Origin of the sequence: Delftia sp. PE138, from assembly GCF_018320755.1 — a bacterium.
GTDB lineage: Bacteria > Pseudomonadota > Gammaproteobacteria > Burkholderiales > Burkholderiaceae_C > Comamonas > Comamonas tsuruhatensis.
On sequence record NZ_JABEPN010000006.1, the window covers coordinates 131,810 to 157,975 of the forward strand.

Below are 26,166 nucleotides of genomic sequence, written 5' to 3' on the forward strand. Positions count from 1 at the left end.
CTCCCTCCACACCCCCACCCCATAATCCCGCCCGCAACCCCCAGCCCTCCCCCGGCCCTTCTTGCAGGCACAAGACATGACCTCACTGACCGAGCTGTGGCAGGCAGCCATCACCTGGCTCGCCACCCACGCCGTAACCCCCACCGTCCACTGGCTGGACATCGCCCAGGCGGCCGGCGATCCGCGCGAGATTGCCGAGGCGGTGCTGATTGCGGCGCTGCAGTTGTTCCTGATCGCGGGGGTGATGCGGCCGCTGGAGAGTCTGTTTCCGGCCGAGCGCTGGAGCGACCGGCGGCTGACCACGGTGGACCGCAACTACACGCTGCTGATGCTGCTGGGGCTGTTTCCGCTGTTCAGTTTTCTGGTGCTGATGCCGTTTGCCAGCATGCTGGGCGGCGGGCCGGCGGCCGAGGAGGCGACGGGGCTCAAGCACTGGGTGCCGTGGTTTGCGGACCATCCGGTGGCGCTGTTCCTGGTGTACTACGTGGTCTACGACTTGGTGTACTACTGGATGCACCGCGCCCAGCATGTGATTCCCTGGTGGTGGGCCATGCACAGCATGCACCACAGCCAGCGCCAGATGAGCTGCTGGAGCAATGACCGCAGCCATTACCTGGACGGCATGCTGCAGTCCTTCATCCTGGCCACGGTGGGGCTGGCGATGGGGGTGGAGCCTTCGGAGTTTGCGCTGCTGGGGCTGCTGAGCGAGCTGGTGCAGAACTTCTCGCACGCCAATGTGCGGCTGCGCCTGGGCTGGCTGGGCCGCGTGGGTGAGCGGGTGCTGGTGGGCCCGCTGTTCCACCGCCACCACCACATGCTGCGCGACCCGGATCGGCCCACGCGCCACAACTGCAATTTTGGGCAGGTGCTGCCCTGGTGGGACATGCTGTTTGGCACGGCGCTGTACACCGACGAGCCCGTGCGCCCCACGGGCGTGAGCGACCCCGAGGTGGATGCCGACAACGAGCGCGGCCTGGTCGCCATGCAGTGGCATACGCTCAAGCGGTTCTGGGGGGCGTTTCGCCGGCGCGAGGGCTGGCGGCTGGGCGATGTGTCGTTCGGGCCCGACTACCGGCCCATTCATGACGACGATGGGGCCCAGGCCCACCCTGCGACTGGTGCAGTTGGGGCGACTGGGGTTGCGCCTACGGCTCCAGGTTCGGCCGCATCAGCGCCTCGAACCAGTCGATGAAAACCGCCAGCCGGCGCGAGCGCTGGCGGCGGTGCGGGTACAGCAGCGCCACGGGCATGGGCGCTGCGCGATGGGCGGGCAGCACTTCCACCAGCTCGCCCGTGTCCAGCAGGTGCTGCACGTCATAGCGCGGGATCTGGATCAATCCCAGGCCGGCGCGGCAGCAGGCGATGTAGCTTTCTGCATTGTTGGTCACCACGCGGCTGGGCACGGCCAGGGTCTGTGGACCGTCTGCCCCATCCACCCCGTCCACATCGCTCACCCCACTCCATTCCCACGGCAGTTCCCGCCCCGTGCGCGGCGAGGCATAGCCCACGCTCCAGTGGCCGTGCAGCAGGTCCTGCGGCTGCTCGGGCAGGCCGTGCTCGCGCAGGTAGGCGGGGCTGGCGCAGTTGATGAGGGCAATGCAGCCCAGCGGGCGCACGACCAGGCTGCTGTCATGCAAGGTGCCCACGCGCACGGCGCAGTCCACGCCTTCCTGCACCAGATCAATGGCGCGGTCTGACGAGCCCAGCACCAGCTGCAGCCCCGGGTGGCGGCGCATGAGCCCCGGCAGCGCGGGCGCCAGCAGGCGGCGCGCGATGCGGCTGGGCACGTCCACATGCAGCCGGCCCGTGGCCTGGCGCGTGCGGGCCTGGAACATCTGCTCCACATCCTCGGCCTCTGACAGCAGCGGGCGCACACGCTCCAGCAACTGGGCACCATCGGCCGTCAGGCTCACCTGGCGCGTGGTGCGGTGCAGGAGCCTTGCGCCCACCTGCTCCTCCAGCTGCTGCACGGCGGCGGACACCGTGGCGCGCGGCAGGTCCAGGGCATGGGCGGCCTTGATGAAGCTGCCCATCTCGGCCACCTGCATGAAGATCCGGTATCGGTCGAGTCGGTCCATGGCGTGCAGCATAGTCCCAGCCGGGACCGGCCTACTTGGTGGTGTAGCCGCCGTTGATCAGGATGGTCTGCCCGGTGATCCACCAGCCGTCGCTGACCAGGTGGCGGATGAAGGGCACCACGTCTTCGATATGCGTCAGCCCCGAAGGCGAGAACGGCGACAGCGCCGCCGCGCTCTTGTGATAGGCCACGGCGTCCGAGCCTTCCTGGCCGTAGAAGAACGGCGTGTCCATGGGCCCCGGCCCCACGGCCGTGACCGAGATGCCCCGCGCTCCGAACTCCTTGGCCGCCGCCCGCGTGAAATGCTCCACCGGCGCCTTGGTGCCCGCGTAGGAGGAATAGAACGGCGTGAACGCGCCCAGCAGCGAGGTCACCAGGGTCACGATCTTGCCGTGGTCGTTGACATGGCGTCCCGCCTCCTTGAGGAAGAAAAACGCCGACTTGCCATTGACGGCAGCCATCTCGTCGTACTCCGCCTCGCTGATCTCCATCAGCGGCTTCTTGAGCACCTTGCCCACGGTGTTGATGGCAATGTCCGGCCGGCCCACGGCGTCCACGGCCTCTGCAAAAAGCCGCTCCACAGCGCCAGCGCGCGTCAGATCACCCTGCAGTGCCACGGCCTCTGCGCCCAGCGCCCGCACTGCGGCCACCGTGGTCTCCGCCTCGGCCCGGGAAGACTCGCTGTTGTAGTGCACCACCACGGCCCGCGCGCCGTGCCCCGCCAGATCACGGGCAATCAGCCCGCCCAGATTCTTGCCGCCGCCTGCAATCAGCGCCACCTTGCCGCGAATGGAATGGTCTGCCATGGAAACGCTCCTTGTGCTTGGATGAAGCACCCAGCTTAGGCAGCCAGCCCCCCGCGATAAACCGGCGCAGCCGGGATGGATCATCCAGAAAACCAGAACAATCAGCCGCGCCAGCGTCTCCTGCCCCGGGGCAGTCCGCTCCGCTCCCCCTCCCGTATGCCCGCGCCTGCGTCGGGCTGCCTGCGGGGTTGCAGTCCTGCCGCAGGACAGGACTGCTTCGTCATCTGACTCGCCGTGATTGTCTGAACGGAGCGCGCAGCGCGAAGTGAGTTTCACGGCGAACCCCGCAGGTGGCCCGACGCAGGTTGCCCCGCAGCGCAGCGAAGGGGTCGCGGGCATTCGGTTCGTCTTTCTTTGGCCTACGTTTCTTTGACGAATCAAAGAAAGGTAGGTCGGCCGCCGGGCCGAGACCCGGCCTCGAAAAAACACCACCCGGCAGGGTCAAAAAGCCAAACCCGCGTCACGCCAGGCGAACAAGACAAGCCTCACGACAAGGTCCGCTCGTACATATACCGCCGCGACCAAGCCAACGAAGCAGCCCCCTGCCCCGCCCTCCGACAAACAACCTGAAAGATAGACACGTCATCGTGCTCAAACGCATAAGCACACCCCGCCAAATACACCCTCCAAATCCGAAACCTCTCCTCATCCACCAAGTCCCGAATCTGCGTCGCACAAGCCTCAAACCGCTCCAGCCACAACTGCAACGTGCGCACGTAATGCCGCCGCAGCCCCTCCACATCCAGCACCTCCAGCCCCCCACGCTGCATGGCCTCCAGCGCCAGGCTCAGGTGCGGCAGTTCGCCATCAGGAAACACATAGCGGTCAATGAACGCGCCGCCGCCCAGGGCCGTAGCGCCCACGTCGGCATCGGTGGAGGTGATGCCGTGGTTCAACGCCAGCCCGTCGTCGGCCAGCAGCTCGCGCATGTGCGCAAAGTACATGGGCAGGTTGCGGCGGCCCACATGCTCGAACATGCCGACGCTGGTGATGCGGTCGAAGCGCCCCTGCACGTCGCGGTAGTCCTGAAGGCGGATCTCGATGCGGTCGGCCAGGCCTGCGGCGCGCACGCGCTCGGTGGCCGCTTCGAACTGGTTGCGCGACAGCGTCACGCCCACGCAGTGCGCGCCAAAGTGCTGGGCCGCGCGCAGCACCAGGGCGCCCCAGCCGCAGCCGATGTCCAGCAGGCGCTGGCCGGGCTGCAGGCGGATCTTGGTGAGGATGTGGTCCAGCTTCTTGCGCTGGGCGGTGGCCAGGTCCTCGTCGCCGTTCTCGAAGTAGGCGCAGGAGTAGACCATGCCCTCGTCCAGCCAGAGCCGGTAGAAGTCGTCGGACACGTCGTAGTGGTACTGGATGGATTCGCGGTCCGTGCTGCGGCTGTGCCGAAAGCGCCTTGCCGCGCGCGCCGCAAGCGCCAGCCGCCCCGGCCCCTTGCCCGCGCCCTGGGTCTTGGACATGCGGCGCGCCAGCGCATAGCCGAAGTCGATGATGTCGGGCAGGCGGCCGTCGATGTCGATCTGGCCCTTCACATAGGCCTGGCCCAGGTGGTCCAGGCTGGGGTCCAGCAGCAGCGGCAGGGCCGAAGCGCTGCGCACCGTGAGCGTGACGCGCGGCTGCTCGAAGCGGCCGAAGTCGAACTGCTCGCCATTCCACAGCACCAGCCGCGCCGGCAGGTCGGCCCGCGCACGCACGGCCTCGGCCCAGCGCCTGAGCTTCTTGTCCCAGAACATCGTGTATCTCCCCGGGGCTGGCGGCGCCCCCCTTTTGACATGACCCGCATGAACCGCATGAAAAGCAAATGACGAGTCTTGCCGGTTCATGTGACGGCAAGACGTCAGCACGGCAGCCCGCGCCGGTAGCGGATCGATACAGACCCGATGGCGCCCACACCCCGCCAGCGGCCCGGCTTGGGGCACACTGGCCGGCGTTCCAACTGCCCCGGCGCGACGGCGCCTGCGACAGACCCATGCAAGCCTTTGACCTGAGCATCGAACACTGCATCGAGCACCGCAACGAACAACGCAGCACCGGCGGCCACCGCCGGCCGGATTTCAGGAACCTGCCATCGAACTGGAGCCAGTGACGCCATGGCCATGACCCATACCCAGGCGCTGTCCAAGCTGGCAGCCGATACCCTGGTGCAGACCCTGGAGGAAGACGTGGCGCGCGTGATGGCGCGCACGTTTGCGCTGGGCCGGCACGATGCCGCTATCGCGGCCAACTACGGCGGCCATGCCCTGCCGCCCCTGCTGCGGCGCTGGAGCTGCGTGCTGCACGCAGGCGACGCCAAGGCAACGGCGCTGTACCGGCACAAGACGGCGCTGGCCCTGGCCATCGTGCTGCACAGGAACGGCCTGGCCGACGCGGGCCTGAACGCGGCCGCGCGCACGGCCATCGATGTGCTCAATGCCGAGGTGGCGCTCAGCGATGACTTCTTTCGCAAGTCGGCGCAGATCCGCCAGGACTTCCTGGACACGCCGCCCGCGCCGCCCAAGCGCTCGCCGGGCCTGCCCGACAGCCTGACTTTCTACCGCGCGGCCGACGTGGTGGCCATGGAGCTGGACGGGCGCTTTTACGCGCTGTACGTGCACGGCTGCGCCCGGACCAACCAGAGCCCCATCGTCGAGTTCTACGACGCGGTGTTCGACCACATGCCGCAGATGGCGGAGCTGGCCGACGTGCGCGCCCGGGGCCGGCGCTACAACGATGGCGTGGGGCGGGTGGCGCGGTTTTCCATATCGGGCCTGAAGTTCCTGCCCGACCCGGCCGGCCAGTTCACCCTGGTCAAGGCCTGCGTGGAGACGCCGCCGGACCCAGGCCATCTGCAAAAGGGCGACTGGCTCTACACGGTGTCCGACATCTTCGAGCTGCAGTCCGAGGTGGACACCATGTTCGGCCCCGGCGGCAAGCCCTGAGCCCTGAGCTTTGAGTCCTGACAGCGGCCTGTTCTTGCCTGTTTTCAAGAGGAAATTCATGACGCATCCCCGGCCTTCCACTCTGCCCTCCCGCATGGCCTTGCCGGCAGTGCTGGCACTGGCTGCCACGCTGACCCTTGCGGGCTGCAACCAGCGGCACGACACAGCAGCCATGGAATCTGCGCCCGCCCCCGCGCCCATGGCGGGCGGCGCCGGCATGAAGCAAGGCCGCGCCGCCACCGTGCAGGCCGAGGATGCGGCAGCAGCCGCACCAGAGACGTCGGCGCAGGACGAGATGGCCCAGCGTTTCCTGGCCGTGCGCCAGGAGCTGAACGTGGAAGTGCCGCAGGCGCAGTTGGCCGATGCCTGGGGCCAGGTGCGCGACCTGTGTGCCACGCTGCGCTGCGAGCTGCTGTCGGCATCGCTGCTGCGCGAGACGCCCCAGCTGCCCGGCAACGCCATGCTGGAGATGCGCGTGGCGCCGGCCGATGTGCAGCGGCTGCTGGGCACGCTGGCCGGCGTGGCCACCATCGTGTCGCAGAACACCATCAGCGAGGACAAGACGGCCGAGGTGATCGACGTGGAGGCGCGCATCAGGAACCGCACCGAGTTCCGCGACAGCCTGCGCCTGATGCTGCGCGACACCACGACCAAGCGCACCATGTCCGACCTGCTGGAGATACAGCGCACGCTGTCGGACACGCAGGCCGAGCTGGACGCCATGGCCGCCCAGCGCAAGGTGCTGGAGCAGCAGACCAGCAAGCAGCACATACAGATCCAGTTCACGCCCACCCGCGCCCTGGTGCAGGGCGGCACCAGCTACAGCCCCATAGGCCGCGCGCTGCGCGATGCCGGCCATGTGCTGGGCGAGAGCATGGCCGCGCTGATCACCTTCGTGGCGGCCGTGCTGCCCTGGCTGGTGCTGGTGGTGCTGCCGCTGGGCTGGGTACTGCGCGCGCTGTGGCGGCGCAGGCGTGCCAGGAAGGCCTGAGCGGCACGGCAGGATCAGGAAGTACGGCGGCACGGCCGTGCTCCAATCAATCCATGCCCACCGAACCGAGCCTTGACGACCTGCGCCGCCATGCCGTGGCGCGCACCCTGTTCACACCGACCACCCTGCCTGCGGCCATACAGCGCCTGGGCTTTGTGCAGGCAGATCCGATCCGCGCGCCGGCCCGGGCGCAGGACCTGACGCTGCGCCACCGCGTCAAGGACTACCGCGCCGGCGACCTGGAACGCCGCTACGCGCGCCTGGCGATCGACGAGGACTGCCTGGTCAACTACGGCTTTCTGCCCAGTGAGCACCTGGCGCTGATGCACCCGCGCCAGGCCCGCAAGGCCTGGGATGCCGAGACGCAGCGCAAGGCCGCCGAGGTGCTGGCCTTTGTGCGCGAGCGCGGCGCCGTGCATCCGCGCGAGGTGGAGCAGCATTTCTCGCACGGAAGCGTGAAGAACTACTGGGGCGGCTCGGGCAGCGCCAGCACGCAGTTGCTCGACGGCATGCACTACCGCGGCCTGCTCCGCGTCAAGCGCCGCGACAGCGGCACGCGCGTCTACGAGGCCATCGCCCACCCGCCTGCCGACGACAGCCCCGCCGCCAGCGCCCGGCGCGCCGCCGCGCTGATCGACCTGGTGGTGCGCAAATACGCACCGCTGCCAGCCCCCAGCCTCACCTACCTGGTGCGCCTGCTGGGCTATGGCGCGCCCCACCTGGCGCAACAGACCCAGGCGGCGCTGCGGCTGGCGCGCGAGCAACTGGCCAGCTGCCGCATCGACGGAACCACTTGGTACTGGCCCGCCGACGAGAACCCGCGCTCGCGCCGCCATGCCTTCGACGAGCGGCTGCGCCTGCTCGCGCCCTTCGATCCCGTGGTCTGGGACCGGCGCCGCTTCACGCTGCTCTGGGGCTGGACCTACAAGTTCGAAGCCTATACGCCACCAGCTCAGCGTCAGCTCGGCTACTACGCCCTGCCCATGCTCTGGCGCGGCCATGTGATCGGCTGGGCCAACCTGCAGGCGCGCGACGGCCGGCTGGAGCCGTCATTCGGCTATGTGGCCGGCGCGGCGCCCGGCGATGCCGCCTTTCGCAGTGCGCTGGATGAGGAGCTGCAGCGCATGGAGCTGTTCCTGGCGCCGCGCTGATGCGCATGCACTCGCCCCCTGCGCGCGGTGGACGTGATTGGGGGAACTGGTCAAGTTCACCTTGCTGAAGCACGAGACTGCACCGGCTGGACTGCACCGGCTGGACTGCACAGGCTACCTGGTGGACCGATACAGCGAACGCAGGGAGCGGGCGCGAGCGCTCCCCCGCCGACGAGCGGCCTTTCATGATCTTTCGGCACGTGCTGCAGCAGTACCCGTGCATCAAGACCGGCAGGCCGCCGGACCGCCCTCAGTTCATGCGCGGCAGATTCGCTGCCTTGATGGCCGCGCCCATGGACTCATGGCCCTGGACCAGCTTCCTGCGGTATTCGGCGCCGGTGAGAGCTGCCGGGTCCACGCCCGCCGACTCGAAGACACGCGCGACCTGGGGACCTTCGGCTGCGGCCATGGCGACGCGCTCCAGCCTGTCGCGCAGGGCCGGGGGCACGCCCTTGGGGTAGGCCAGGCCGATCCAGGAGTCGATCTCCACGTCGTAGCCCTGCTCCCTGAGCGTGGGCACCTCGGGCAACTCCTTCCAGCGCATGGGGCTGGCGCTGGCCAGCAGACGCATTTTTCCGGCCTTGACGTGCTGGACGATGTCCGAAGGGTTCTGCACGATGACATCGACCTGCCCGCCGATCAGGCCGGCCACGGTCTCTGCGCCGGACTTGTAGTTGATCTCCTCGAACCTGCCGCCCGTCTTGCGCCCCAGCTCGTACATGGCCAGGTTGTTGGGCGCGGACGGCGCGCCGAAGAAGATGCCCTTGCCCTGGCGGGACGCGGCCACCAGGTCGGCCATGGTCTTGTAGGGCGAGTCCGCGCGCACGGCCACGCCATAGCGGTAGCGGGCCACGCCTGCGATGAAGTCGAAGTCATCGACCTTGTAGTCCACCTTCATGAGGTGGGGCGTGATGGCGATGGTCGAAAACGTCACCACGCCCAGCGTATAGCCGTCGGGCTTTTGCCGGGCCAGCGAAGAGACGCCCAGCGTGCCCTGCGCCCCGGCGCGGTTGTTGGGCACCACGGGCTTCTTGAGCAGGCCCTCCATGGCATTGCCGATGGCGCGCGAGGCCACGTCGGTATTGCCGCCTGCGCCGTAATTGATGATCAGGGTCAGTTCCCGCTCGGGAAACGCGTCCGTGCCCTGGGCCAGCGCCGGGGCGCCGGCTGCGGCCGCCAGCGCTGCCGCGCAGAAGGCCGAAAGCAGGCATCTGCGAGATGCGGGGGATGGATATGCATGCATGGTTGTCTCTCGTTGCGATCTTGGGTTCTGTCGTCTTTGGAAGTCGTGCTTTCACGGTGCAGCGCACTACCCACTGACCGGGAAACAGGCACGCCCTGGAAGTGGGGGCACCGAGGAAGGGCCGCCCCGCACCGAGGGTGCCGCCCCCCCGCGAAGCGAGAGGGGGAAGCGGCGCAGCCGCTCAGGGGCTCGTCCTTCCTCAATTCATGAAGAAGCCGCCGTTGACGTCGATCACGGCGCCATTGGTGAAGCCTGCGGACTCGCTGCACAGGTAGCGGATGGCGGCGCCGACCTCGGCAGCCTCGCCCAGACGCCGCACGGGGATCTGCTCGGCATAGCGGCGATTGACCTCGTCGCCGGCCTGCTGCGCCATCGGCGTCAGGATGCGGCCCGGCGCCACGCAGTTGGTGGTGATGCCGTACTGGCCCATCTCCGAGGCGATGGAGCGGCTCAGGCCCAGCACGGCGGACTTGCTCAGCATGTAGGCAGGGCCGGCCACGATGGACTTGCCGCGCCCGGCCAGCGAGGACACGTTGACGATGCGCCCCCAGCCCCGCTGCTTCATGCCCGGCAGCGCCAGCTGGCATAGGCGCAGCATGGACAGCAGGTTGACGTCCAGGATCTGCTGCACCTCGCCCAGCCCCACTTCGAGGATGCCGTTGGACTGTCCGCTGGCGTTCTTGAGGCTGATGCCGGCGTTGTTGACCAGGATGTCCACGCCGCCGTGGCGCTGCACGATGTCGCCGACCACGCGCTGGCGGGCCGCCTCGTCGCAGACATCAAGCACCACGGCGCTGGCCCTGGCGCGCAGTTCCTGCGGGACCCGATCCAGGTCGGGCGCGGCCAGGTCGGCCAGCACCACGCGGCGGCCGTCGCGCAGCAGTTCGATGGCGGTGGCCAGGCCGATGCCGCGTGCGGCGCCGGTCACCAGGGCCGTGCGGATGGGGAAGTTCTCAGGCGCGCTCATCAGTGGCTCTCCGGCGTGTAGAAGGTGATGGGGGGAAAGGCGTCTTCGGTGCACATGACCTCGATCAGCGTGGCCTCTTCGGCAGCCATGGCGGCGCGCAGCGCGGGGGCGATGGCATCGGCCGATTCCACGCGCACGCCGTGGATGCCGCAGGCCCGTGCGATGGCCGCATGGTCCACGCCGCTGAAGTTCACGGCCGAGGTGTGCTCGCCGAACTTCACGTGCTCGGCATGCTTCTGGTAGCCCAGGATGCCGTTGTTGATGAGGACGGTGATGACCTTGATGCCCATGCGCCTGCAGGTCTCCATCTCCGACCACACATGGCCGAAGCCGCCGTCGCCCACCAGGCAGAACACCTGGCCGCCGTCCTGCGCCAGGCGCGCACCCATGGCCATGGGCATGCCCCAGCCCAGGCCCGCCAGGCCGCGCGGCGTGATGAAGCGCTGGCCGGCCCGGCGCGCGGTCAGGTAGTTGGTGACCCACAGCGTGGAGTAGCTGGCATCGGCCACCACGGTGTCCTCGGCGGTCAGCAGGGCGTCGAGCTCATGCATGATGCGTTCGGGCCGGATGGGTGCGGCGCTGGACAGGCGCACTTCGGCTGATTCCTGTCGGTGCCTTTCCCTGCCCTTGGCAATGCGTGCGGCCAGTGCAGCGCGCTGGCCGGTACGGGCCGACAGATCCAGCGGCCCGGCGATGTCCAGCATGGCCTGCAGCGCCAGCCGCGCATCGCCCACCAGGCGCATGGCGTCGTAGTTGCGCCCTATCTCCTGGCCGTCAATATCGAGATGGATGAATTGCGCATCGCGCGGGTACAGCGTCCAGCTGTCCGTGCCGTTCTGGTTGGTGCGGTTGCCGATCAGGAACACCACGTCGGCCCCGGACACGAAATCCTTCAGGTAGCGGCCCGAGCCATTGGGCCCCAGGCAGTTGGCGACCACGCCCAGCGACAGCTCATGCGTCTCGGCCACGGCGCCCTTGCCCATGTTGGTGGTGGCCACGGGCAGGCTCAGCGCATCGGCAAACGCGCTCAGTGCCTCGCTGGCGCCCGAGATGTGCACGCCGCCACCGGCAACGATGACCGGCGCGCGGGCCTGGAGCAGCGCGCCCATGGCCCGTTCCAGCAATTGCCGTTCGGGCACGGCGCGGTCCAGCGGAAAGCGGGCCAGTGCAGCGGGCCGGGGCACGCCGGACGGCTGGGCAGGCTCGGTGAGCAGGTCGGCCGGCAGCATCAGCGCCACGGGGCCAGGCCGGCCGCTGCAGGCGGCGATGATGGCCTGCTCCACATAGTCCTCCACGCGCGATGCCTGGTCCACGCGGCGCACCCACTTGGTCACGGGCTTGAACAGGCCCATGTGGTCCAGGTCCTGGAAGGCGTTCCTGTCGGTCTGGTCGCGCGCCACGTCCTGCACCAGCGCGATGATGGGGATGGAGACCTTCAGAGCCTCGGCCAGCGGCGCCACCAGCAGCGCGGCGGCCGGCCCGTTCTGCGCGGTGATCACGGCCGGCCTGCCGCTCATGCGGGCATGGGCATCGGCCATGTAGCCGCCCGCGTTCTCGGTGCGGTAGGCGATCTGGCGCAGGCCCAGTTCCTCGGCAGCCAGCACGAACATGCTGGGCAGGCTCTGCCCGAAGAACTGCGTGATGCCGTGCCGCCTCAGGACCCTGGCCACCAGGTGGCCTACGGTGTCCTGCTTGTTCAATCCAGGGTTGCTCAGGGGTTTCAACATGGGTTGCGGTTTCCGTTCAACAAAAAAAGGCGTAGCGGCTCCCTCGCCATGGCAATCGCCAGCGATACGGAAAGGGAAGCCAGGGGGAACTTATCTATTCAGGAAATTCAAAGGCAATCCAGGACACGGCCAGTCCAGCGCCACCAGCCGCCCCGTGGAAGACAGGGTGACAAAAGCCGTCTTCAGGTCCTTGCCGCCAAAGCAGATGTTGGTCGTCATGGGGTCGGGCAGCTCGACCCGGTGCACCACCTGCCCGGCCGGCGAGACCACGGTGATGCCGCCCTCGCCCAGCGTGGCAAGGCAGATGTTCCCTTCGGCATCCACGGCCAGGGAGTCGATGTTCTGCATGCCCGGCAGGCGGCAGACCAGCCGTCCGCCATTGGGCGAATCGGGCCAGGGCCGGGCCAGGATGTGTCCGGGCTCGCCGATATCGAAGGCCCACAGCCGCCCCGTGAAGGTCTCCGCCACATAGAGCGTCTTCTCATCGGGAGAAAGACCGATTCCGTTGGGCGACCACAGCGGGAAGACGGCCTCGCGGATGGCGCTGCCATCGGCCAGCGCGTAGCAGACGCCGCCCCGGTCCACCTCACGCGGCCGCACCTTGCCGTGGTCGGTGAACCAGAACCCGCCATGCCGGTCGAAGACCAGGTCGTTGGGCCCCTTCAAGGGCCCGCTGCCGCTTTGCGTGTACAGGCATTCGACCTGGCCCGAGGCCAGATCCACGGCCTCTATGCGCCCGCCTGAATAGTCGTTGGCCTGGCCTATGGGCCGCAGTCCATGCTCCGCACTGCGGTGCCACTGGAAGCCACCGTTGTTGCAGATGAACAGCTTGCCGCCGGGGCCTATGGCGGCGCCGTTCGGGCCTGCGCCCAGGTGGACGAGCTGCCGCCTTGTGCCATCGCCCGTCACCCGGGTCAGCCAGCCATTGGCGATCTCCACCAGCACGACCGATCCATCGGGCATGGCCACCGGGCCTTCGGGAAACTCCAGGCCGTCGGCCAGCTCACGAATCCTTGGTTCTGCTTTTTCCAACCTGTATGTCCGCATGCACCCTCCCTTGGATATGATGCATGGTACTTGATGCATCAAACACCAATTACAGGGTTAGTCTTTGGCACAGCCACACACCGTGGCCAGGAACAAACCGCCCTTCCCCGGGAGGTACCATTGCGCCCAAGCAGTTGCGGAGGCCCGATGTCCAGCGTTTTTTCACAGATCCGAACCAATCAGACCCTTGCCGAAAAAACCTATCTGCAGATCCGTGACGCCATCGTGAGAGGCCAGCTGCAACCCGCGCAGCGCCTCGTCTACCGCAGCCTGGCCGAAGAGTTCGGCATCAGCCCCACGCCCGTGCGCGATGCCATACAGCGCCTGGCCTCCGAAGGCGCCCTGGACCTGGACGACCGCGGCGTGGCCACCGTGCCCGTGCTCAGCGTGGAGCAGTACGTGGAAATCATCGCCCTGCGCATCGAACTGGAAGGCCGCGCCGCCGCAGCCGCCGCCAGCCGCCATCCGGGCAAGGACTTCATCGACACCCTCACCCGGCTGCACCAGGACCTGGAGAAATCCATCGCCGTGGACGACGACGCCACGCTGATCGCCAACGAGCGCTTCCACTTCTCCATCATCGAAGCCGCGCAGCAGCCCGTGCTGGCCAGCCTCATCGGCCTGCTATGGCTCAAGTGCGGCCCCTCCGTGCGCTACCTGTACCGTGGCACCTACGCCCGCGCGGCCGAACATCCGCACATCCGGCTGATCCATGCGCTGGAGCAAAGGGACGGCCACGCCGCCCGGCAGGCCGTGGTGCAGGACCTGCAAAGCGCCTGCCTGCATATCCTCAGGAAGATTGCCAAGGATGATGGGATGGAGTTTCCGCAGGAGTGGGTGGTGGCGGGGGTGCGGGGTTAGAGAACACAGAGGCTTGCCAGTCAGGCAGGCGGGCCATCCCTATGCAAGCCCATGAGGACTATTGAGTCCTTTTTCATCAAGGTTTCCTGTGCCCATCACAGCACATGGATGTGCTCGCGGATGCGGGCCAGAAGAAGGTCGAAATCCGGCTGTCCTTGGTAGTACAAGGCCCGTGTCTTGCGGTACTCCTGCGCAAAACGGTCGCATTGAGCAGCATCGGCCAGCACAAATGCCGGGTTGAGGGAGATGGCCAGCTCATCTCCGGAACGGAACCGCTCGATCTTGCGTTGCTGATAGGCCGGTGTTCCGATGAAGCCCTGCACTTCCTCCATGCCCAGGAGGCAATACACATCGTAGTAATGCCGCAGGAAGTTGGCAGGAAATGCCCGGCTTGCATCCAGCCTGCGGTACTTGGTGGAGATGGTCTGCAATTTTTCGACGAAAGTGTGCGTCGGTGCATAGCAAGGCACATTCACCGCACGGTTGTCCCGCAGCGGGATATCGCGCCCCATGGCAGCCTCCAAGGCCCACGAAGAGATGGTCACTGCGCGATTGGGTGCCGTGTCATCGAATCCCAATTCCAACAGGATGCCGTCCTTGATCCCCGCAAGCGCCGCCGTTCTTGGCGTGTAGATCAACCGGATCCCGGCGCTGCGCATCTTGTCATCGTCAAACAGGCGATCCCGCTGAACTTCGACCACACCGGGAATGCAGATGGTTTGCGCAAGCGCGTCGTAATAGGCTCGCCGTGATTCGACGTGAGCGGGCTTGTCGTGATTGCAGCCTGTCTTGACGTCCATTCCTTGCGGCGGGTCGATGCGGATATCGATGTCTTCGGAAAAACGATGGATGACACCGAAGCCCTTGGACAGCGATGTGCCGCCCTTCAGCTCGAACCGCAGCCCCTGGGCCTGAAGACCCCAGAGGCAATGCATGATCCAGTAGTCTTTTTCCACCAGCACAGGAGCCAAACCACGCTCGTCGGCCACCAACGCGAGGAGTTGGTCGAAATCTCTGCGCTCGTGAAGAAAATCAGCCACCGCTCCACTCCCTCAAGATTTTTCGGGTAGCCGCGTTGGCATAGCGCTCAATCGCCCGGCGCAGGCGCTCGGCATCAAAGGACGGCATCTTTTTGCGCGCCTGCCCAAGAACCAGTTCCCCATCTTCAGCCAGCTCATCCAGGTTGTTGAGCAAGTCCACGAACAGGAACTCGGGGCTGAGTTTCTTTGGAAAACGGGGCTTTACCCGAAAGTCGAAATCACGATTGCCCAACCGAAAGATGCCGTGCCGCTTGCGGTTGTAGACCCAGGTGCTGTTGTACAGCTGCGTGGTACCGACACCCACCGCATTGAAGGCGGAAGGCGAAAACAACAGGAAATCGCTGTCCCGCAGAAAGCTCTGGACCACTTGATCGTCAGCAGGTGGCAGCGGCCCGAAATCGGACTGCTTGGGTGCGTGATACAGCCCTTGCGCCAACTTCTTCAATCTTCCGCCAGCCACCAGCTCACTCAGATGCCGGTCTACCGCCGTGGAAAGCGGTGCCAGGTCTTCGCGTCGGTACACGCCACCAGGGCGCAGCTCTTCCGCCAGGAGTGCAGCACCTCCCCGCAAAGGTTCAGCAGAAGAACGGCCGACACGCATGATGGCTGGATTTTTCATTGAAGTTTCATGCATCCTATCACCGGCAGGAGATTGAAAGCATTCGCAATTCCACCCGTTGCTCTGCAGTGGCACGGCCACGAACACCATCCCCAAGCCCCGCTCAACACCCCGTGGAATAATGTCCCCCTTCACCGGCATCGCGCCCACCTCTGACTGAGGTGGCCGAAGGCGGCAAGTACCCTACAAGAACATTCGCGCCTTCCTGCGGCCCCGCGCCATCCAGGCAGGCCTTGCCCGGCACCTTCGCGCCGCTGCAACCTGTTGATTCCCAAGCCAATGAGCGACCTCTCGCAAAGCACACAGCCCTCTCCGGCCCCTGATCTTTCGATGCACACGCCAATGATGGCGCAGTACCTGGGCATCAAGTTCAACTACCCCGACACGCTGGTTTTCTACCGCATGGGGGATTTCTACGAGCTGTTCTTCGGGGATGCGGAGAAGGTGGCGCGGCTGCTGGATATCACGCTGACCACGCGCGGGCAGACGGCGGGGCAGCCGATTCCCATGGCGGGCGTGCCCTTCCATGCGCTGGAGAACTACCTGGGCCGGCTGATCAAGCTGGGCGAGTCGGTGGCGATCTGCGAGCAGGTGGGCGAGGTGGGTGCCGCCAAGGGCCCGGTGGAGCGCAAGGTGGTGCGCGTGGTGACGCCGGGCACGCTGACCGACAGTGAGCTGCTGTCGGACAAGAGCGAGGCGATCTTGCTGTCCCTGCACACGGCCGGGCGCCAGCGCTGCGGCCTGGCCTGGATGGCGGTGACGCAGGGGCGCATCCACCTGGCCGAGTGCTCCCACGACGAGCTGGGCGCCTGGATTTCGCGCATTGCGCCCAGCGAGCTGATCTACAGCGCGGGCGTGACCGAGCGTTTCGAGCAGAGCCTGTTCGCGCTGCGCCATGGCGGCTCCATCGCCTGCCCGCTATCGCCGCGGCCCGACTGGCAGTTCGACGGCGGCCTGGGCGAGCGCAAGCTGCTGGAGCTGCTGGGCGCCGCCAGCCTCAAGGCCTGGGAGGCCGAGGATCTGCCGCTGGCCCATGGCGCCAGCGCCGCGCTGCTGTCGTATGCGGAGCACACGCAGGGCCGCAGCCTGTCGCACATCCACGCTCTGCAGGTGCAGCGCGACGATGAGCTGATTGCGCTGCCGCTGTCCACGCGCCGCAACCTGGAGCTGGTCAAGACGCTGCGCGGCGAGGATTCGCCCACGTTGTTCTCTCTGCTGGACACCTGCATGACGGGCATGGGCAGCCGCCTGCTCAAGGCCTGGCTGCTGGAGCCGCGCCGCGACCGTACGCAGGCCATGGCGCGGCTGGAGGCCACGCGGGCGCTGCAGGGCGCCAGCGCAGGCGGCATGGCCGCGCCCTGGCAGCAGTTGCGCGAGCAGCTCAAGGGCGTGAGCGATGTGGAGCGCATCACCGCGCGCACCGCGCTGCGCCAAGTGCGCCCGCGCGAGCTGGTGGGACTGGGCCGCACGCTGCAAAAGGCGGCCCTGCTGGCCCAGGCCGGGCAGACGCCCTCGGCCCACCTGACCCAGCTGTTTGCCGACCTGCAGCCGCCCGAGGGCTGCGCCGAGCTGCTGGTGCGCGCCATCATGGAAGAGCCGGCCGCCCTGGTGCGCGACGGCGGCGTGTTTGCCACGGGCTACGACGCCGAGCTGGACGAGCTGCGCGCCATCCAGAACAACTGCGACGACTTCCTGCTGGAGCTGGAGGCCAAGGAAAAGCTGCTCACCGGCATTCCCAACCTGCGCGTGCAGTTCAACAAGGTGCACGGCTTCTATATAGAGATCACCAACAGCTACAAGGACGCGGTGCCCGAGCGCTACCGCCGCCGCCAGACGCTGAAGAACGCCGAGCGCTACATCACGCCCGAGCTCAAGGCCTTCGAGGACAAGGCCCTGTCGGCGCAGGAGCGTGCGCTGCAGCGCGAGAAATTCCTCTACGAGCAGCTGCTGGACCAGCTGCAGCCCCATGTGCCGGCGCTCACGCGCGTGGCTGGTGCCATTGCGGCCATCGACGTGCTGTGCACGCTGGCCGAGCGCTCGCTGACGCTGAACTGGTGCGCGCCCGAGTTCGTGAACCATCCCTGCATCGAGATCGAGGCCGGCCGCCACCCGGTGGTGGAAGCCCGCATGGCCGAGACCTCCAGCGGCAGCTTCATCGCCAACCACACGCGCATGAACGCCAACACGCGCATGCAGATCATCACCGGCCCCAACATGGGCGGCAAGTCGACCTATATGCGCCAGGTGGCGCTGATCGTGCTGCTGGCCAGCATGGGTTCGCATGTGCCGGCGTCCAGTTGCCGGCTGGGGCCCATCGACGCCATCCACACGCGCATCGGCGCGGCCGACGACCTGGCCAATGCCCAGTCCACCTTCATGATGGAGATGACCGAGGCCGCGCAGATCCTGCATTCGGCCACGCCGCACAGCCTGGTGCTGATGGACGAGATCGGCCGGGGCACCAGCACCTTCGACGGCCTGGCGCTGGCCAGCGGCATCGCCACCCAGCTGCACGACAGGACGCGCGCCTTCACGCTGTTTGCCACGCACTACTTCGAGCTGACCGAGCTGCCGGCCAAGGCACGCGCGGCCGTGAACATGCATGTGAGTGCGGCGGAGTCCGGCCAGGACATCGTCTTCCTGCATGAGATCCAGCCCGGGCCGGCCAGCCGCAGCTACGGTATCCAGGTGGCCAAGCTGGCGGGCATGCCGGCCGGCGTGCTGCACCACGCGCGCCATGCGCTGGAGGCACTGGAGGCCCATGCCGACGAGGGCCGCCTGCAGGTGGACCTGTTCGATGCGCCCGACATGCCCGAGCCCGAGAGCCGCCACGACCCGCTGGCCCAGGCGCTGGCCGCCATCAATCCCGACGCACTGAGCCCGCGCGAGGCGCTGGAGGCCCTTTACCAGCTCAAGAAGATCGCCGCCTGAACGCGGTCAATCGCCTCGCACTAAACTTGCCATTTCCGCAGATTCGGACGCTTCCATGACTTATTGCGTTGCCATCAAGCTCAACGCCGGCCTGGTTTTCCTGGCCGACTCGCGCACCAATGCCGGCCTGGACCAGATCAGCTCTTTCCGCAAGCTCATGGTCTACGAGAACCCCGGCGACCGCTTCATGGTGCTGCTGTCGGCCGGCAACCTGTCCATCACCCAATCGGTGCGCGAGCTGCTGGAGAGCCAGCAGCTGCGCGACGAGGCCACGGGCGACATGCTGACCATCTGGAACGTGCGCAGCATGTTCGATGCGGCCCGCGTGCTGGGCGCAGCCGTGCGCCATGTGTACGAGCGCGACGGCGTGGCGCTGTCCCGGTCGGGCGTGGATTTCAATATCTCGCTGGTGCTGGGCGGCCAGATCCAGGGCGAGACCATGCGGCTGTTCCAGGTGTATTCGGCCGGCAACTTCATCGAGGCCACGAGCGAGACGCCCTACTTCCAGATCGGCGAGTCCAAGTACGGCAAGCCCGTGCTGGACCGCGTGATCACGCCGCGCACGCCGCTGGACGAGGCCGCCAAGTGCGCCCTGGTGTCCATGGACAGCACGCTCAAGTCCAACCTGTCGGTGGGCCTGCCCCTGGACCTGATCGTGTACGAGAAGGACCGCTTTGCCTCCGACAAGATCGTCAGCATCGACGAGAGCAATCCGTATTTCCGCATGCTGCACGACAGCTGGGGCGAGCGCCTGCGCCATGTCTTCGACAGCATCGAGGACCCGGCCTGGGATGGCGGCGCCTCCGAGGTGCCCATCCGCGTGCACAGCCGCCAGGCCCAGCCGCTGACCAAGGTCAACGCGCCGGCAGGCGCCCTGCGCTCGTCGGCGCGCAGCATGGGCCGGCTGCCGCCTGCGGCGCTGCGCCAGCCCTATCACAGCGGCACGGGCGCGGGCCTGGGCACCTCCACGGCAGACGGTCTTGCGACATCCCCCATGACGCCCATGACACCCATGACGCCCCAGCAGCCGGGCCCGGCATCGCCCGTGCGGCCCGATGCAGGCCAGCCCTCGGGCCACCAGCAAGGCGTGCCCGATGGCGCAGCACAGGCCGGCCAGGAGCCTCGGCCGTGAACGCGGCCCGGTCCGCACAGCGGGCCGAGAGCGATGCGGCGGTTGCCGGCACGGGTACGGGCGCGGGCACTGCATCGGCACCGCTGCCCGTGGTGTTCTCGCATGCCAACAGTTTTCCGCTGCCCACCTACCGGCTGCTGCTCTCGCTGCTGGCCGAGCGCGGCATCGCGGCGCAGGGCGTGGAGCGCTTCGGCCATGACCCGCGCTTTCCCGTCACCAACAACTGGCCGCACCTGGTCGAGCAACTGGCCGAGTTCACGCGCGCCGAGGTCGAGCGCGTGGGCGGTCCGGTCTTCCTGGTCGGGCATTCGCTGGGCGGTTTCCTGAGCGTGATGACGGCCGCGCGCCATCCCGAGCTGGCGCGCGGCGTGCTGCTGATCGACTCGCCATTGCTCAGCGGCTGGCGTGCCAATGCGGTGGGGGTGGCCAAGCGCACGCAGCTGGTGGGCTCGGTCTCGCCAGGCAAGATCAGCGCGCGCCGCCGCAATGCCTGGGACAGCGATGACGAGGCGCTGGCCTATTTCCGCGCCAAGAAGGTGTTTGCGCAATGGCATCCGCAGGTGCTCCAGGACTATGTGCAGGGCGGCCTGGCCGACCTGGACGGCCGGCGCACGCTGCACTTCACGCGCGAGGTGGAGACCGCCATCTACAACACCTTGCCGCACAACCTGGCCTCGCTGCTGCACCACCATCCGCTGCGCTGCCCGGCGGCCTTCATCGGCGGGCGTGCCTCGGTGGAGATGCGCCAGGTGGGCATGGACCTGACGCGCCGCATCACGCGCGGGCGCGTGATGATGCTGGACGGCAGCCACCTGTTCCCCATGGAGCGGCCCCACGCCACGGCCGCCGCCATCGAGGCCGCGCTGCTGAACATGCAAACCTGAGCGGCGTCCGGCTCAGGCCTAGATCCGGATGGCAACCCTGGACCATGGGATGGAGCTTGAACCCCTTGGCGCCTTCCTCAAGGATCGGGCCCCATCGGCGTTCACGGCAGCGGGCGAGGGTCTTGGCGATGGTGGGCCGGCTACCCGGCGCAATCGATCATCTTGTGAAGCAGGCGCAGCAGCTGCTGCTTGTCCTCAGCGCTCAGCATGCGGCTGGCCTCTTGCTCCAGAATTTCCACCTGCGCCGCCGCCTTTTCGTGCAGGCGCTCGCCCTCGGCCGTCAGATACAGCAGCGACAGGCGCCTGTCCGCAGGATCGGCCTCGCGCCTGAGCAGGCCGCGCACCTGCAGTCTTTCCATCAGCGCCGCCATGTTGGGCTGGGAAATCATCACGGTCTCGGCGATCTGGCGCTGGGATGCGCCGGGATTGGCCGAGATCAGCGACAGCACGGCAAACTCCGACGGCTTGAGATCCAGCGCCAGCATCTGCTTCGCATAGTGAGGCCTTACGGTGGCATGGGCCAGGCGCGTGCAGTGGCCCAACTGCTGCATCAGAAAATTCTGCTGGAGTGCTGACTTCATGGGCGATGGGGTAGCTCGGTCCAAGGTGGGGCCAGGCGCATCGAATGGGGCCTGGCGGACCTTTCGATAGAGACGGTCATGGGTTTGTCTCCTGCGTCATGGATGAAATCGGCCAGGGTCGCCGCACCTCAGGCCAGCGGGACCCGAGCCCGGTATTGCACGAAGAAATCGATGCTGCGCGGATTGGCCATGGCGTCGGGGCTGGCCACCTTGGCGGCCTCGGCGCCCAGCAGCAGCTTGCGCACGGGCAGTTCCATCTTCTTGCCCGTGAGGGTGCGCGGAATCTCGGCGACCTGGATGACCGCATCGGGCACGTGGCGCGCAGAGGCCTGGGCCCTGACGGCATCCTTGATCCGGGCCACCAGCGCATCCGTCAGCACCAGGCCCGGGGCCAGCACCACGAACAAGGGCATGAAAGAGGGGCGCCCCAGGAACTCCAGGTCCACGACAAGGCTGTCCAAGACCTCGTCAACTTCCTCGACGACACGGTAGATCTCGGCCGTTCCCATGCGGATGCCGAAACGGTTGATCGTGGTGTCCGAGCGGCCGTAGATCACGGCCGACCCATGCTCGCTGAACGAGATCCAGTCGCCATGGCGCCAGTAGCCGGGAAAGACGTCGAAGTAGCTTTCACGGTAGCGCAGGCCATCGGCGTCGTTCCAGAAATACAAGGGCATGGAAGGCATGGGTTCGGTGATCACCAGTTCGCCCACCTCGCCGGTCACGCTGCGCCCTTGCTCGTCAAAGGCGTGCGCGGCGACGCCCAGCTCACGGCACTGGATCTCGCCCGCACGCACGGGCAGCAGGGGCGCGCAGGCCACGAAGCCCGAGGCGATATCCGTTCCACCGCTGACCGAGGCCAGCCACAGATCGCGCTTGATGTTCTCGTAGACCCAGCCGTAGGCCTCCAGCGGCAGCGCCGACCCCGTGGAATTGATGGCGCGCAGTTTCTCGAAGCGGCGGCCCCGGGCCGGCACCACGCCATCCTTCATGGTCTTGGCCAGAAAGGCCGCGCCGCAACCGAACAGCGTGACCTGCTGGCGATCGATGAAGTCCCACAATGCGCCATCGTCGGGCGAGGTCGGGTTGCCATCGGACAGCACCACGGTGGCGCCAGCCAGCAGGCTGCCTACCATGAGATTCCAGACGATCCAGCCCGTGCTGCCCAGGAACATGAAGCGGTCGCCGGGCCGCACGTCGTGCTGCAGACCATGGGTCTTGAGGTGGGTGAGCACGATGCCGCCATGGCTGTGCACCATGGCCTTGGGCAGTCCCGTGGTGCCCGAGGAATAGACCACCCACAGCGGGTGTGAGAACGGCAAGCGCTCGAAGACCGGCTCTGCGGGCCTGGCCAGCGCGTCGGCCCAGGCCATGACATCGCGCCAGGGCAGCTCGCATGCGGGGTCCCCGGGCCTGAACAGGGGGCCGGGCACATGGATCACATGGCCTATCTCGGGCAATCCCCGCAGCACCTCGCCGAGTACGGCGCGGCGATCGAAACACCGTCCCCCGTAGACATAGCTATCGGTGGCGAAAATCAGCTTGGGACCGATCTGCTGGAAGCGGTCCAGCACCACGGAAACACCCATCTCGGGCGCGCAGCTGGACCAGATGGCGCCTATGCTGGCACAGGCCAGGAAGGCCACGACCGCCTGGGGCACATTGGGCAGGTAGGCCACGACGCGATCGCCGCGGCCCAGGCCGAGTTCGCGCATCCGGGCCGCGAGCGCCGCCACGTCACGCTCCAGCTGCCGCCATGACAGCTCCACCGGCTCGGCGCCTTCGCAGCGCGCGATGATGGCCGGGTGATCGGCGCTGGCGCTGCGGAACACATGCTCGGCATAGTTCAGGTGCGTGTCGGGAAACCACTGCGCGCCCGGCATGCCGCGCTCACCGAGCACGCGCGTCGGGTCACCGTCGGCCATGACCTGGAAGTAGTCCCAGATCGAGCGCCAGAAGCCATCGAGATCCGTGACCGACCACTGCCACAGCGCCTGGTAGCCATCGAAGCGCCTATCCCTTGCCGCAGCCAGCCAATCCATGTAGCGCGCCAGGCCGCTTTGCGCGACCTGCTGCGGGCTGGGACGCCACATCAACTGCCCTTGTTCGATGGCCATGGCAACCCTCGGAAAAAGTTATAAAAAAAACATATTTTTTATAACCATAGAACATCATCATTCTCAGAAGTACAGGGGTTTTCATGGGGCAACCACGCGCTCGTCATGCGGTTGCTCCCCCGGGTACATGACGCAAAAAAGCCACCCGAAGGTGGCTTGTCCCCATCGATGGCCCGGCCCTGGTCAGCCGCCGCTCCAGTTGACCAGGCCCGTGAAGGCCGTGACCAGCACGATGATGCCGAAGGCGATGCGGTACCAGGCAAACGGCACGAAGCTGTTGGTGGAGATGTAGCGCAGCAGCCAGCGCACGCACAGCCAGGCGCTGATGAAGGAGAACACCAGGCCCACGGCGAACATGGGGATGTCGTCCACCGACAGCAGGGCGCGCTCCTTGTAGAGGCTGTAGACGCCGGCGCCGATCAGCGTGGGAATGGCCAGGAAGAACGAAAAGTCGGTCGCCGCCTTGCGCGACAGGCCCATGAGCATGCCGCCGATGATGGTGGCGCCGCTGCGGCTGGTGCCGGGGATCATGGCCAGGCACTGCACCAGGCCGACCTTGAGGGCATCGAGCGGCGTCATCTCGTCCACGGTCTGCACGCGCATGGCCGAGGCGGGCCGGCGCTCGGCCCACAGGATGACGAAGCCACCCAGGATGAAGGTGGTGGCCACCACGGTGGGCGTGAACAGGTGCGCCTTGATGAACTTGCCGAAGATCAGCGCCAGCACCACGGCCGGCAGGAAGCCGATGATGACGTTCAGCGTGAGCCGCTGCGCCTGGCCGCTGGTGGGCAGGTCGACCACGGTGGAGCGGATCTTCTGCCAGTACACCAGCACCACGGCGAAGATGGCACCGGTCTGGATGGCGATGTCGAAGACCTTGGCCTTGGCATCGTCGAAGCCCAGCAGCGAACCGGCCAGGATGAGGTGGCCGGTGGAGGAGATGGGAAGGAACTCCGTCAGCCCTTCCACGATGCCCATGATGGCGGCCTTGACCAGCAAAAGAATGTCCACGGCAAGCGTCCTGTCGCAATGCAAAAGTGCGCCATTATCTGCGCTGGCCATGGCCTGACGATGGACGCCTGCCGGCCCGTCGGCGGCAATCGCAAACTTTTACAACGGCCGGCGCGCGACGTTGCTGTGCGCCCGGCGCTGTGCTGCAATGTGGGGGCGCTGGATTTCGGCGCGCCTTCAAAACCATTCCATCATGAAAAAAATCGTTGTTCTGGCAGTTGTCTCCCTGGCCTGCAGCATCGGCATGGCCGCCGGAGACAAGGCCCCCACGGCCCAGCAAAAGCTGATGGGCACCTGCAACACCGAAGCCGCCGGCAAGAAGGGCGACGAGCGCAAGGAGTTCATGAAGTCCTGCCTGTCCGACGGCAAGAAGCGCCAGCAGGAACGCATGAAGACCTGCAATGCCGACGCCACCGGCAAGAAGGGCGACGAGCGCAAGGCGTTCATGAGTGAATGCTTGAAGAAGGACTGAAGCTCCCCCTGAGCGGCTGACGCCGCTTCCCCCTCTCTACCCGCTTCGCGGGGGAGGGGGACGACGCCCTCGCCGCGAGGCGGCTCTTGCTCGGCGTCTCTGGTATCGGGCCGCGCCAGATTTGGAGGCTGCGCCCTATTTCTGCAGCAAGCCTTCATTGAAGCCACCGTTTTCGGTGGCTTTGCTGTTTAGGCGGATAGTTTTCTGATTTGGCTATCAATGGAGCCGTGTACTACCGACAGCCGTTCAAACTCGCAGGGCTCAAGCGCGGGCAGCCGAGCAAGGGCCGCCCCGCAGTGAGGGCTGCGTCCCCCTCCGCGAAGCGGGAAGGGGGAAGCGGCGCAGCCGCTCAGGGGGTCATCTTCCTGGCTCTGCGTTTGCGCCACCAGATGATGACGCCGGTGATCGACAGGACGGCGACGAGCACGCCGACGAAGGACATGAGCACGCGGCCGGGGGTGCCGAGGATGCGGCCGCTGTGCAGGGGCAGCTGCAGCTGGACGAAGACGTCGGCGGCCGTGCCGTGCCAGGGGCGGTAGGTGCCCAGGACTTCGCCGTTGTCCGAGCTGACGTAGATGTTGGACAGGCCCATGCCCATGGCGCCGGTTTCGTCGTGCGGGTCGAAGAAGGAGATGTTGTAGAACGGGAAGTCGCCGCCCCACCAGATGCCGCCGGCGGGCTGGGCGAAGCCCAGGCGCTTGGCCTCGCTCTGGGCGATGGCGATGGCCTGGGCGAACGAGACCTTGGGCACGAGGAGCGTGCCCTGGGGCGCAGGCTTGAGGGTTTCGTAGGGGCCGGGCGTGGTGGTGGAGACGGTGCTCATCACCGGGTAGAAGACTTCGCGGTACAGGTTCAGCGAGAACGAGGTGAAGGCCACGATGACGATGACGGCCCAGACCCACAGGCCGCCCGCACGGTGCAGGTCAAAGTTGAGCTTGTAGGCGCCGCCGCCCCAGCGCACGCGCCATGAGGGCAGCCAGCGCCGCCACCACGATCCCACGGCCGCCGTCAGGCGCGGGGCGCTTTTCCTGAGCTTGACGGGAAAGGTCAGCAGCAGCGCGACAAAGCTGTCGGCCACCCACAGCAGGGCCAGGCTGCCCATGAACCAGTAGCCCCAGCGGTCCGTGCCCCAAAAGCGCGGGGCCAGCAGGCTTTCGTGCAGGTGGCGCAGCCAGGGCATGAGGTTGCGCTGGCTGAGCGCGAAGCTGCGCCCGTTGCGCTGGCCCGTGATGTGGCCGCTGACCGGATCGACGAAGACCGTGTCATAGCCCAGCGCAGGCGCCTGGCCCGTGGCCGGGTCGGGCCGGGGGCGCACCATGAACATGGCGGCTTCGCCCTCGACCAGGCCCAGGGTCATGTAGCTGATCTCGGCGCGCGGCTCGCTGGCCTGCACGGCGGCGGCCAGCTCCAGCGGGGTCTTCAGCGGGCCGCGTGCCGGGGTCTCCAGCATGTCGGCGTTGAGCCATTCGTCGATTTCATGGTCCCAGGACAGCACGGCCCCCGTGAGGCCGGCCATGGTGAGGAAACCGGCCAGCAGCAGGCCGATCCAGCGGTGCACCACCGTCCACAACGCGCGCATGCTTCAGATCGCTCC

General features: G+C 67.0%; 22 protein-coding genes. 9 read left to right on the plus strand and 13 right to left on the minus strand.

Going from position 1 to position 26,166, the window contains the following annotated elements; translation table 11 throughout:
- The first annotated feature begins 76 nt into the window (after positions 1-76).
- Positions 77-1,192, plus strand: coding sequence for a sterol desaturase family protein (locus tag HFGMBDPB_RS20470; RefSeq protein WP_212646133.1), 1,116 nt, complete (start codon positions 77-79; stop codon positions 1,190-1,192).
- Here the strand turns inward: HFGMBDPB_RS20470 and HFGMBDPB_RS20475 are convergent.
- The 3 genes from HFGMBDPB_RS20475 to HFGMBDPB_RS20485 all read right to left on the minus strand — a co-directional run bounded on the left by HFGMBDPB_RS20475 (position 1,146) and on the right by HFGMBDPB_RS20485 (position 4,613).
- Positions 1,146-2,078, minus strand: coding sequence for a LysR family transcriptional regulator (locus HFGMBDPB_RS20475; RefSeq protein ID WP_212646134.1), 933 nt, complete (start codon positions 2,076-2,078; stop codon positions 1,146-1,148). The genes HFGMBDPB_RS20470 and HFGMBDPB_RS20475 overlap by 47 nt on opposite strands.
- Before the next feature lie 31 nt (positions 2,079-2,109).
- Complete coding sequence (locus HFGMBDPB_RS20480) at positions 2,110-2,883, minus strand: SDR family oxidoreductase (RefSeq protein WP_209670730.1); 774 nt, start codon at positions 2,881-2,883, stop codon at positions 2,110-2,112.
- A gap of 485 nt (positions 2,884-3,368) precedes the next feature.
- Positions 3,369-4,613, minus strand: a complete 1,245-nt coding sequence (locus HFGMBDPB_RS20485; RefSeq protein ID WP_212646135.1) for a class I SAM-dependent methyltransferase — start codon at positions 4,611-4,613, stop codon at positions 3,369-3,371.
- 357 nt (positions 4,614-4,970) lie between these two features.
- Here HFGMBDPB_RS20485 and HFGMBDPB_RS20490 point away from each other — a divergent pair, with 357 nt between their 5' ends.
- The 3 genes from HFGMBDPB_RS20490 to HFGMBDPB_RS20500 are packed head-to-tail and all read left to right on the plus strand — an operon-like array spanning position 4,971 to position 7,940.
- Positions 4,971-5,798 carry a hypothetical protein gene (locus HFGMBDPB_RS20490; RefSeq protein ID WP_212646136.1) on the plus strand — a complete coding sequence of 276 codons (828 nt, stop codon included), beginning with the start codon at positions 4,971-4,973 and terminating at the stop codon, positions 5,796-5,798.
- Positions 5,799-5,856: 58 nt separating this feature from the next.
- Positions 5,857-6,789, plus strand: coding sequence for a DUF4349 domain-containing protein (locus tag HFGMBDPB_RS20495; protein WP_212646137.1), 933 nt, complete (start codon positions 5,857-5,859; stop codon positions 6,787-6,789).
- 53 nt (positions 6,790-6,842) lie between these two features.
- Positions 6,843-7,940, plus strand: coding sequence for a DNA glycosylase AlkZ-like family protein (locus tag HFGMBDPB_RS20500; RefSeq protein WP_016449677.1), 1,098 nt, complete (start codon positions 6,843-6,845; stop codon positions 7,938-7,940).
- Positions 7,941-8,190: 250 nt separating this feature from the next.
- Here the strand turns inward: HFGMBDPB_RS20500 and HFGMBDPB_RS20505 are convergent, their stop codons facing one another.
- From HFGMBDPB_RS20505 to HFGMBDPB_RS20520, 4 genes are all read right to left on the minus strand, one after another.
- The gene (locus HFGMBDPB_RS20505) at positions 8,191-9,183 is read right to left on the minus strand and encodes a tripartite tricarboxylate transporter substrate binding protein (protein WP_046239758.1); all 993 of its coding nucleotides are present in this window, start codon (positions 9,181-9,183) and stop codon (positions 8,191-8,193) included.
- A 199-nt stretch (positions 9,184-9,382) separates the two neighbouring features.
- Positions 9,383-10,150: an SDR family oxidoreductase gene (locus HFGMBDPB_RS20510; RefSeq protein WP_212646138.1), complete on the minus strand. Its 768-nt coding sequence runs from the start codon at positions 10,148-10,150 to the stop codon at positions 9,383-9,385.
- Complete coding sequence (locus HFGMBDPB_RS20515; RefSeq protein ID WP_212646139.1) at positions 10,150-11,877, minus strand: acetolactate synthase catalytic subunit; 1,728 nt, start codon at positions 11,875-11,877, stop codon at positions 10,150-10,152. Before HFGMBDPB_RS20515 ends, HFGMBDPB_RS20510 begins: the two co-directional genes overlap by 1 nt.
- 90 nt (positions 11,878-11,967) lie before the next feature.
- A complete protein-coding gene (locus tag HFGMBDPB_RS20520; RefSeq protein ID WP_212646140.1) occupies positions 11,968-12,924 on the minus strand; it encodes an SMP-30/gluconolactonase/LRE family protein in 957 nt (318 codons plus the stop codon).
- 147 nt (positions 12,925-13,071) lie between these two features.
- Between HFGMBDPB_RS20520 and HFGMBDPB_RS20525 the strand changes: the two genes are divergently transcribed.
- Positions 13,072-13,785 carry a GntR family transcriptional regulator gene (locus HFGMBDPB_RS20525; RefSeq protein ID WP_212646141.1) on the plus strand — a complete coding sequence of 238 codons (714 nt, stop codon included), beginning with the start codon at positions 13,072-13,074 and terminating at the stop codon, positions 13,783-13,785.
- Between the two features lie 95 nt (positions 13,786-13,880).
- On the opposite strand, the gene HFGMBDPB_RS20530 is transcribed toward HFGMBDPB_RS20525, so the two are convergent.
- Positions 13,881-14,825, minus strand: a complete 945-nt coding sequence (locus HFGMBDPB_RS20530) for a nucleotidyl transferase AbiEii/AbiGii toxin family protein (RefSeq protein WP_212646142.1) — start codon at positions 14,823-14,825, stop codon at positions 13,881-13,883.
- On the minus strand, positions 14,818-15,444 hold the full coding sequence (locus HFGMBDPB_RS20535; protein WP_227469602.1) for a hypothetical protein: 627 nt from the start codon (positions 15,442-15,444) through the stop codon (positions 14,818-14,820). Before HFGMBDPB_RS20535 ends, HFGMBDPB_RS20530 begins: the two co-directional genes overlap by 8 nt.
- 342 nt (positions 15,445-15,786) lie before the next feature.
- Here HFGMBDPB_RS20535 and mutS point away from each other — a divergent pair, with 342 nt between their 5' ends.
- From mutS to HFGMBDPB_RS20550, 3 genes are read left to right on the plus strand one after another with little or no spacing between them, the layout of a single operon-like run.
- A complete protein-coding gene (gene mutS, locus HFGMBDPB_RS20540) occupies positions 15,787-18,375 on the plus strand; it encodes a DNA mismatch repair protein MutS (protein WP_212646195.1) in 2,589 nt (862 codons plus the stop codon).
- Positions 18,376-18,430: 55 nt separating this feature from the next.
- Positions 18,431-19,507: a proteasome-type protease gene (locus tag HFGMBDPB_RS20545; RefSeq protein ID WP_016449684.1), complete on the plus strand. Its 1,077-nt coding sequence runs from the start codon at positions 18,431-18,433 to the stop codon at positions 19,505-19,507.
- Positions 19,504-20,391 carry an alpha/beta fold hydrolase gene (locus HFGMBDPB_RS20550; protein ID WP_016454697.1) on the plus strand — a complete coding sequence of 296 codons (888 nt, stop codon included), beginning with the start codon at positions 19,504-19,506 and terminating at the stop codon, positions 20,389-20,391. Before HFGMBDPB_RS20545 ends, HFGMBDPB_RS20550 begins: the two co-directional genes overlap by 4 nt.
- Positions 20,392-20,531: 140 nt before the next feature.
- On the opposite strand, the gene HFGMBDPB_RS20555 is transcribed toward HFGMBDPB_RS20550, so the two are convergent.
- From HFGMBDPB_RS20555 to HFGMBDPB_RS20565, 3 genes are all read right to left on the minus strand, one after another.
- A complete protein-coding gene (locus HFGMBDPB_RS20555) occupies positions 20,532-20,972 on the minus strand; it encodes a MarR family winged helix-turn-helix transcriptional regulator (protein ID WP_212646143.1) in 441 nt (146 codons plus the stop codon).
- 128 nt (positions 20,973-21,100) lie between these two features.
- Entirely contained in the window at positions 21,101-23,089 is a 1,989-nt protein-coding gene (locus tag HFGMBDPB_RS20560) for an acetoacetate--CoA ligase (protein WP_212646144.1), read from the minus strand.
- Between the two features lie 183 nt (positions 23,090-23,272).
- Positions 23,273-24,100: an undecaprenyl-diphosphate phosphatase gene (locus tag HFGMBDPB_RS20565; RefSeq protein ID WP_016449688.1), complete on the minus strand. Its 828-nt coding sequence runs from the start codon at positions 24,098-24,100 to the stop codon at positions 23,273-23,275.
- A 193-nt stretch (positions 24,101-24,293) separates the two neighbouring features.
- Between HFGMBDPB_RS20565 and HFGMBDPB_RS20570 the strand changes: the two genes are divergently transcribed.
- Positions 24,294-24,572 (plus strand): PsiF family protein, encoded by a 279-nt coding sequence (locus HFGMBDPB_RS20570; protein WP_016454694.1) that lies wholly within the window; start codon positions 24,294-24,296, stop codon positions 24,570-24,572.
- Positions 24,573-24,921: 349 nt separating this feature from the next.
- Here the strand turns inward: HFGMBDPB_RS20570 and HFGMBDPB_RS20575 are convergent, their stop codons facing one another.
- Positions 24,922-26,151 carry a PepSY-associated TM helix domain-containing protein gene (locus HFGMBDPB_RS20575; RefSeq protein WP_212646145.1) on the minus strand — a complete coding sequence of 410 codons (1,230 nt, stop codon included), beginning with the start codon at positions 26,149-26,151 and terminating at the stop codon, positions 24,922-24,924.
- Positions 26,152-26,166 lie beyond the last annotated feature (15 nt).

Bases quoted from the DNA above. Each gene is read 5' to 3' on its own strand.
- HFGMBDPB_RS20555 (WP_212646143.1), bottom strand. From the start codon at position 20,972: ATGAAGTCAGCACTCCAGCAGAATTTTCTGATGCAGCAGTTGGGCCAC.
- HFGMBDPB_RS20525 (WP_212646141.1), top strand. From the start codon at position 13,072: ATGTCCAGCGTTTTTTCACAGATCCGAACCAATCAGACCCTTGCCGAA.
- HFGMBDPB_RS20485 (WP_212646135.1), bottom strand. From the start codon at position 4,613: ATGTTCTGGGACAAGAAGCTCAGGCGCTGGGCCGAGGCCGTGCGTGCG.
- HFGMBDPB_RS20570 (WP_016454694.1), top strand. From the start codon at position 24,294: ATGAAAAAAATCGTTGTTCTGGCAGTTGTCTCCCTGGCCTGCAGCATC.
- HFGMBDPB_RS20500 (WP_016449677.1), top strand. From the start codon at position 6,843: ATGCCCACCGAACCGAGCCTTGACGACCTGCGCCGCCATGCCGTGGCG.
- mutS (WP_212646195.1), top strand. From the start codon at position 15,787: ATGATGGCGCAGTACCTGGGCATCAAGTTCAACTACCCCGACACGCTG.
- HFGMBDPB_RS20480 (WP_209670730.1), bottom strand. From the start codon at position 2,883: ATGGCAGACCATTCCATTCGCGGCAAGGTGGCGCTGATTGCAGGCGGC.
- HFGMBDPB_RS20495 (WP_212646137.1), top strand. From the start codon at position 5,857: ATGACGCATCCCCGGCCTTCCACTCTGCCCTCCCGCATGGCCTTGCCG.
- HFGMBDPB_RS20560 (WP_212646144.1), bottom strand. From the start codon at position 23,089: ATGGCCATCGAACAAGGGCAGTTGATGTGGCGTCCCAGCCCGCAGCAG.
- HFGMBDPB_RS20475 (WP_212646134.1), bottom strand. From the start codon at position 2,078: ATGGACCGACTCGACCGATACCGGATCTTCATGCAGGTGGCCGAGATG.
- HFGMBDPB_RS20535 (WP_227469602.1), bottom strand. From the start codon at position 15,444: ATGAAAAATCCAGCCATCATGCGTGTCGGCCGTTCTTCTGCTGAACCT.
- HFGMBDPB_RS20515 (WP_212646139.1), bottom strand. From the start codon at position 11,877: ATGTTGAAACCCCTGAGCAACCCTGGATTGAACAAGCAGGACACCGTA.
- HFGMBDPB_RS20490 (WP_212646136.1), top strand. From the start codon at position 4,971: ATGGCCATGACCCATACCCAGGCGCTGTCCAAGCTGGCAGCCGATACC.
- HFGMBDPB_RS20575 (WP_212646145.1), bottom strand. From the start codon at position 26,151: ATGCGCGCGTTGTGGACGGTGGTGCACCGCTGGATCGGCCTGCTGCTG.
- HFGMBDPB_RS20545 (WP_016449684.1), top strand. From the start codon at position 18,431: ATGACTTATTGCGTTGCCATCAAGCTCAACGCCGGCCTGGTTTTCCTG.
- HFGMBDPB_RS20470 (WP_212646133.1), top strand. From the start codon at position 77: ATGACCTCACTGACCGAGCTGTGGCAGGCAGCCATCACCTGGCTCGCC.
- HFGMBDPB_RS20510 (WP_212646138.1), bottom strand. From the start codon at position 10,150: ATGAGCGCGCCTGAGAACTTCCCCATCCGCACGGCCCTGGTGACCGGC.
- HFGMBDPB_RS20520 (WP_212646140.1), bottom strand. From the start codon at position 12,924: ATGCGGACATACAGGTTGGAAAAAGCAGAACCAAGGATTCGTGAGCTG.
- HFGMBDPB_RS20505 (WP_046239758.1), bottom strand. From the start codon at position 9,183: ATGCATGCATATCCATCCCCCGCATCTCGCAGATGCCTGCTTTCGGCC.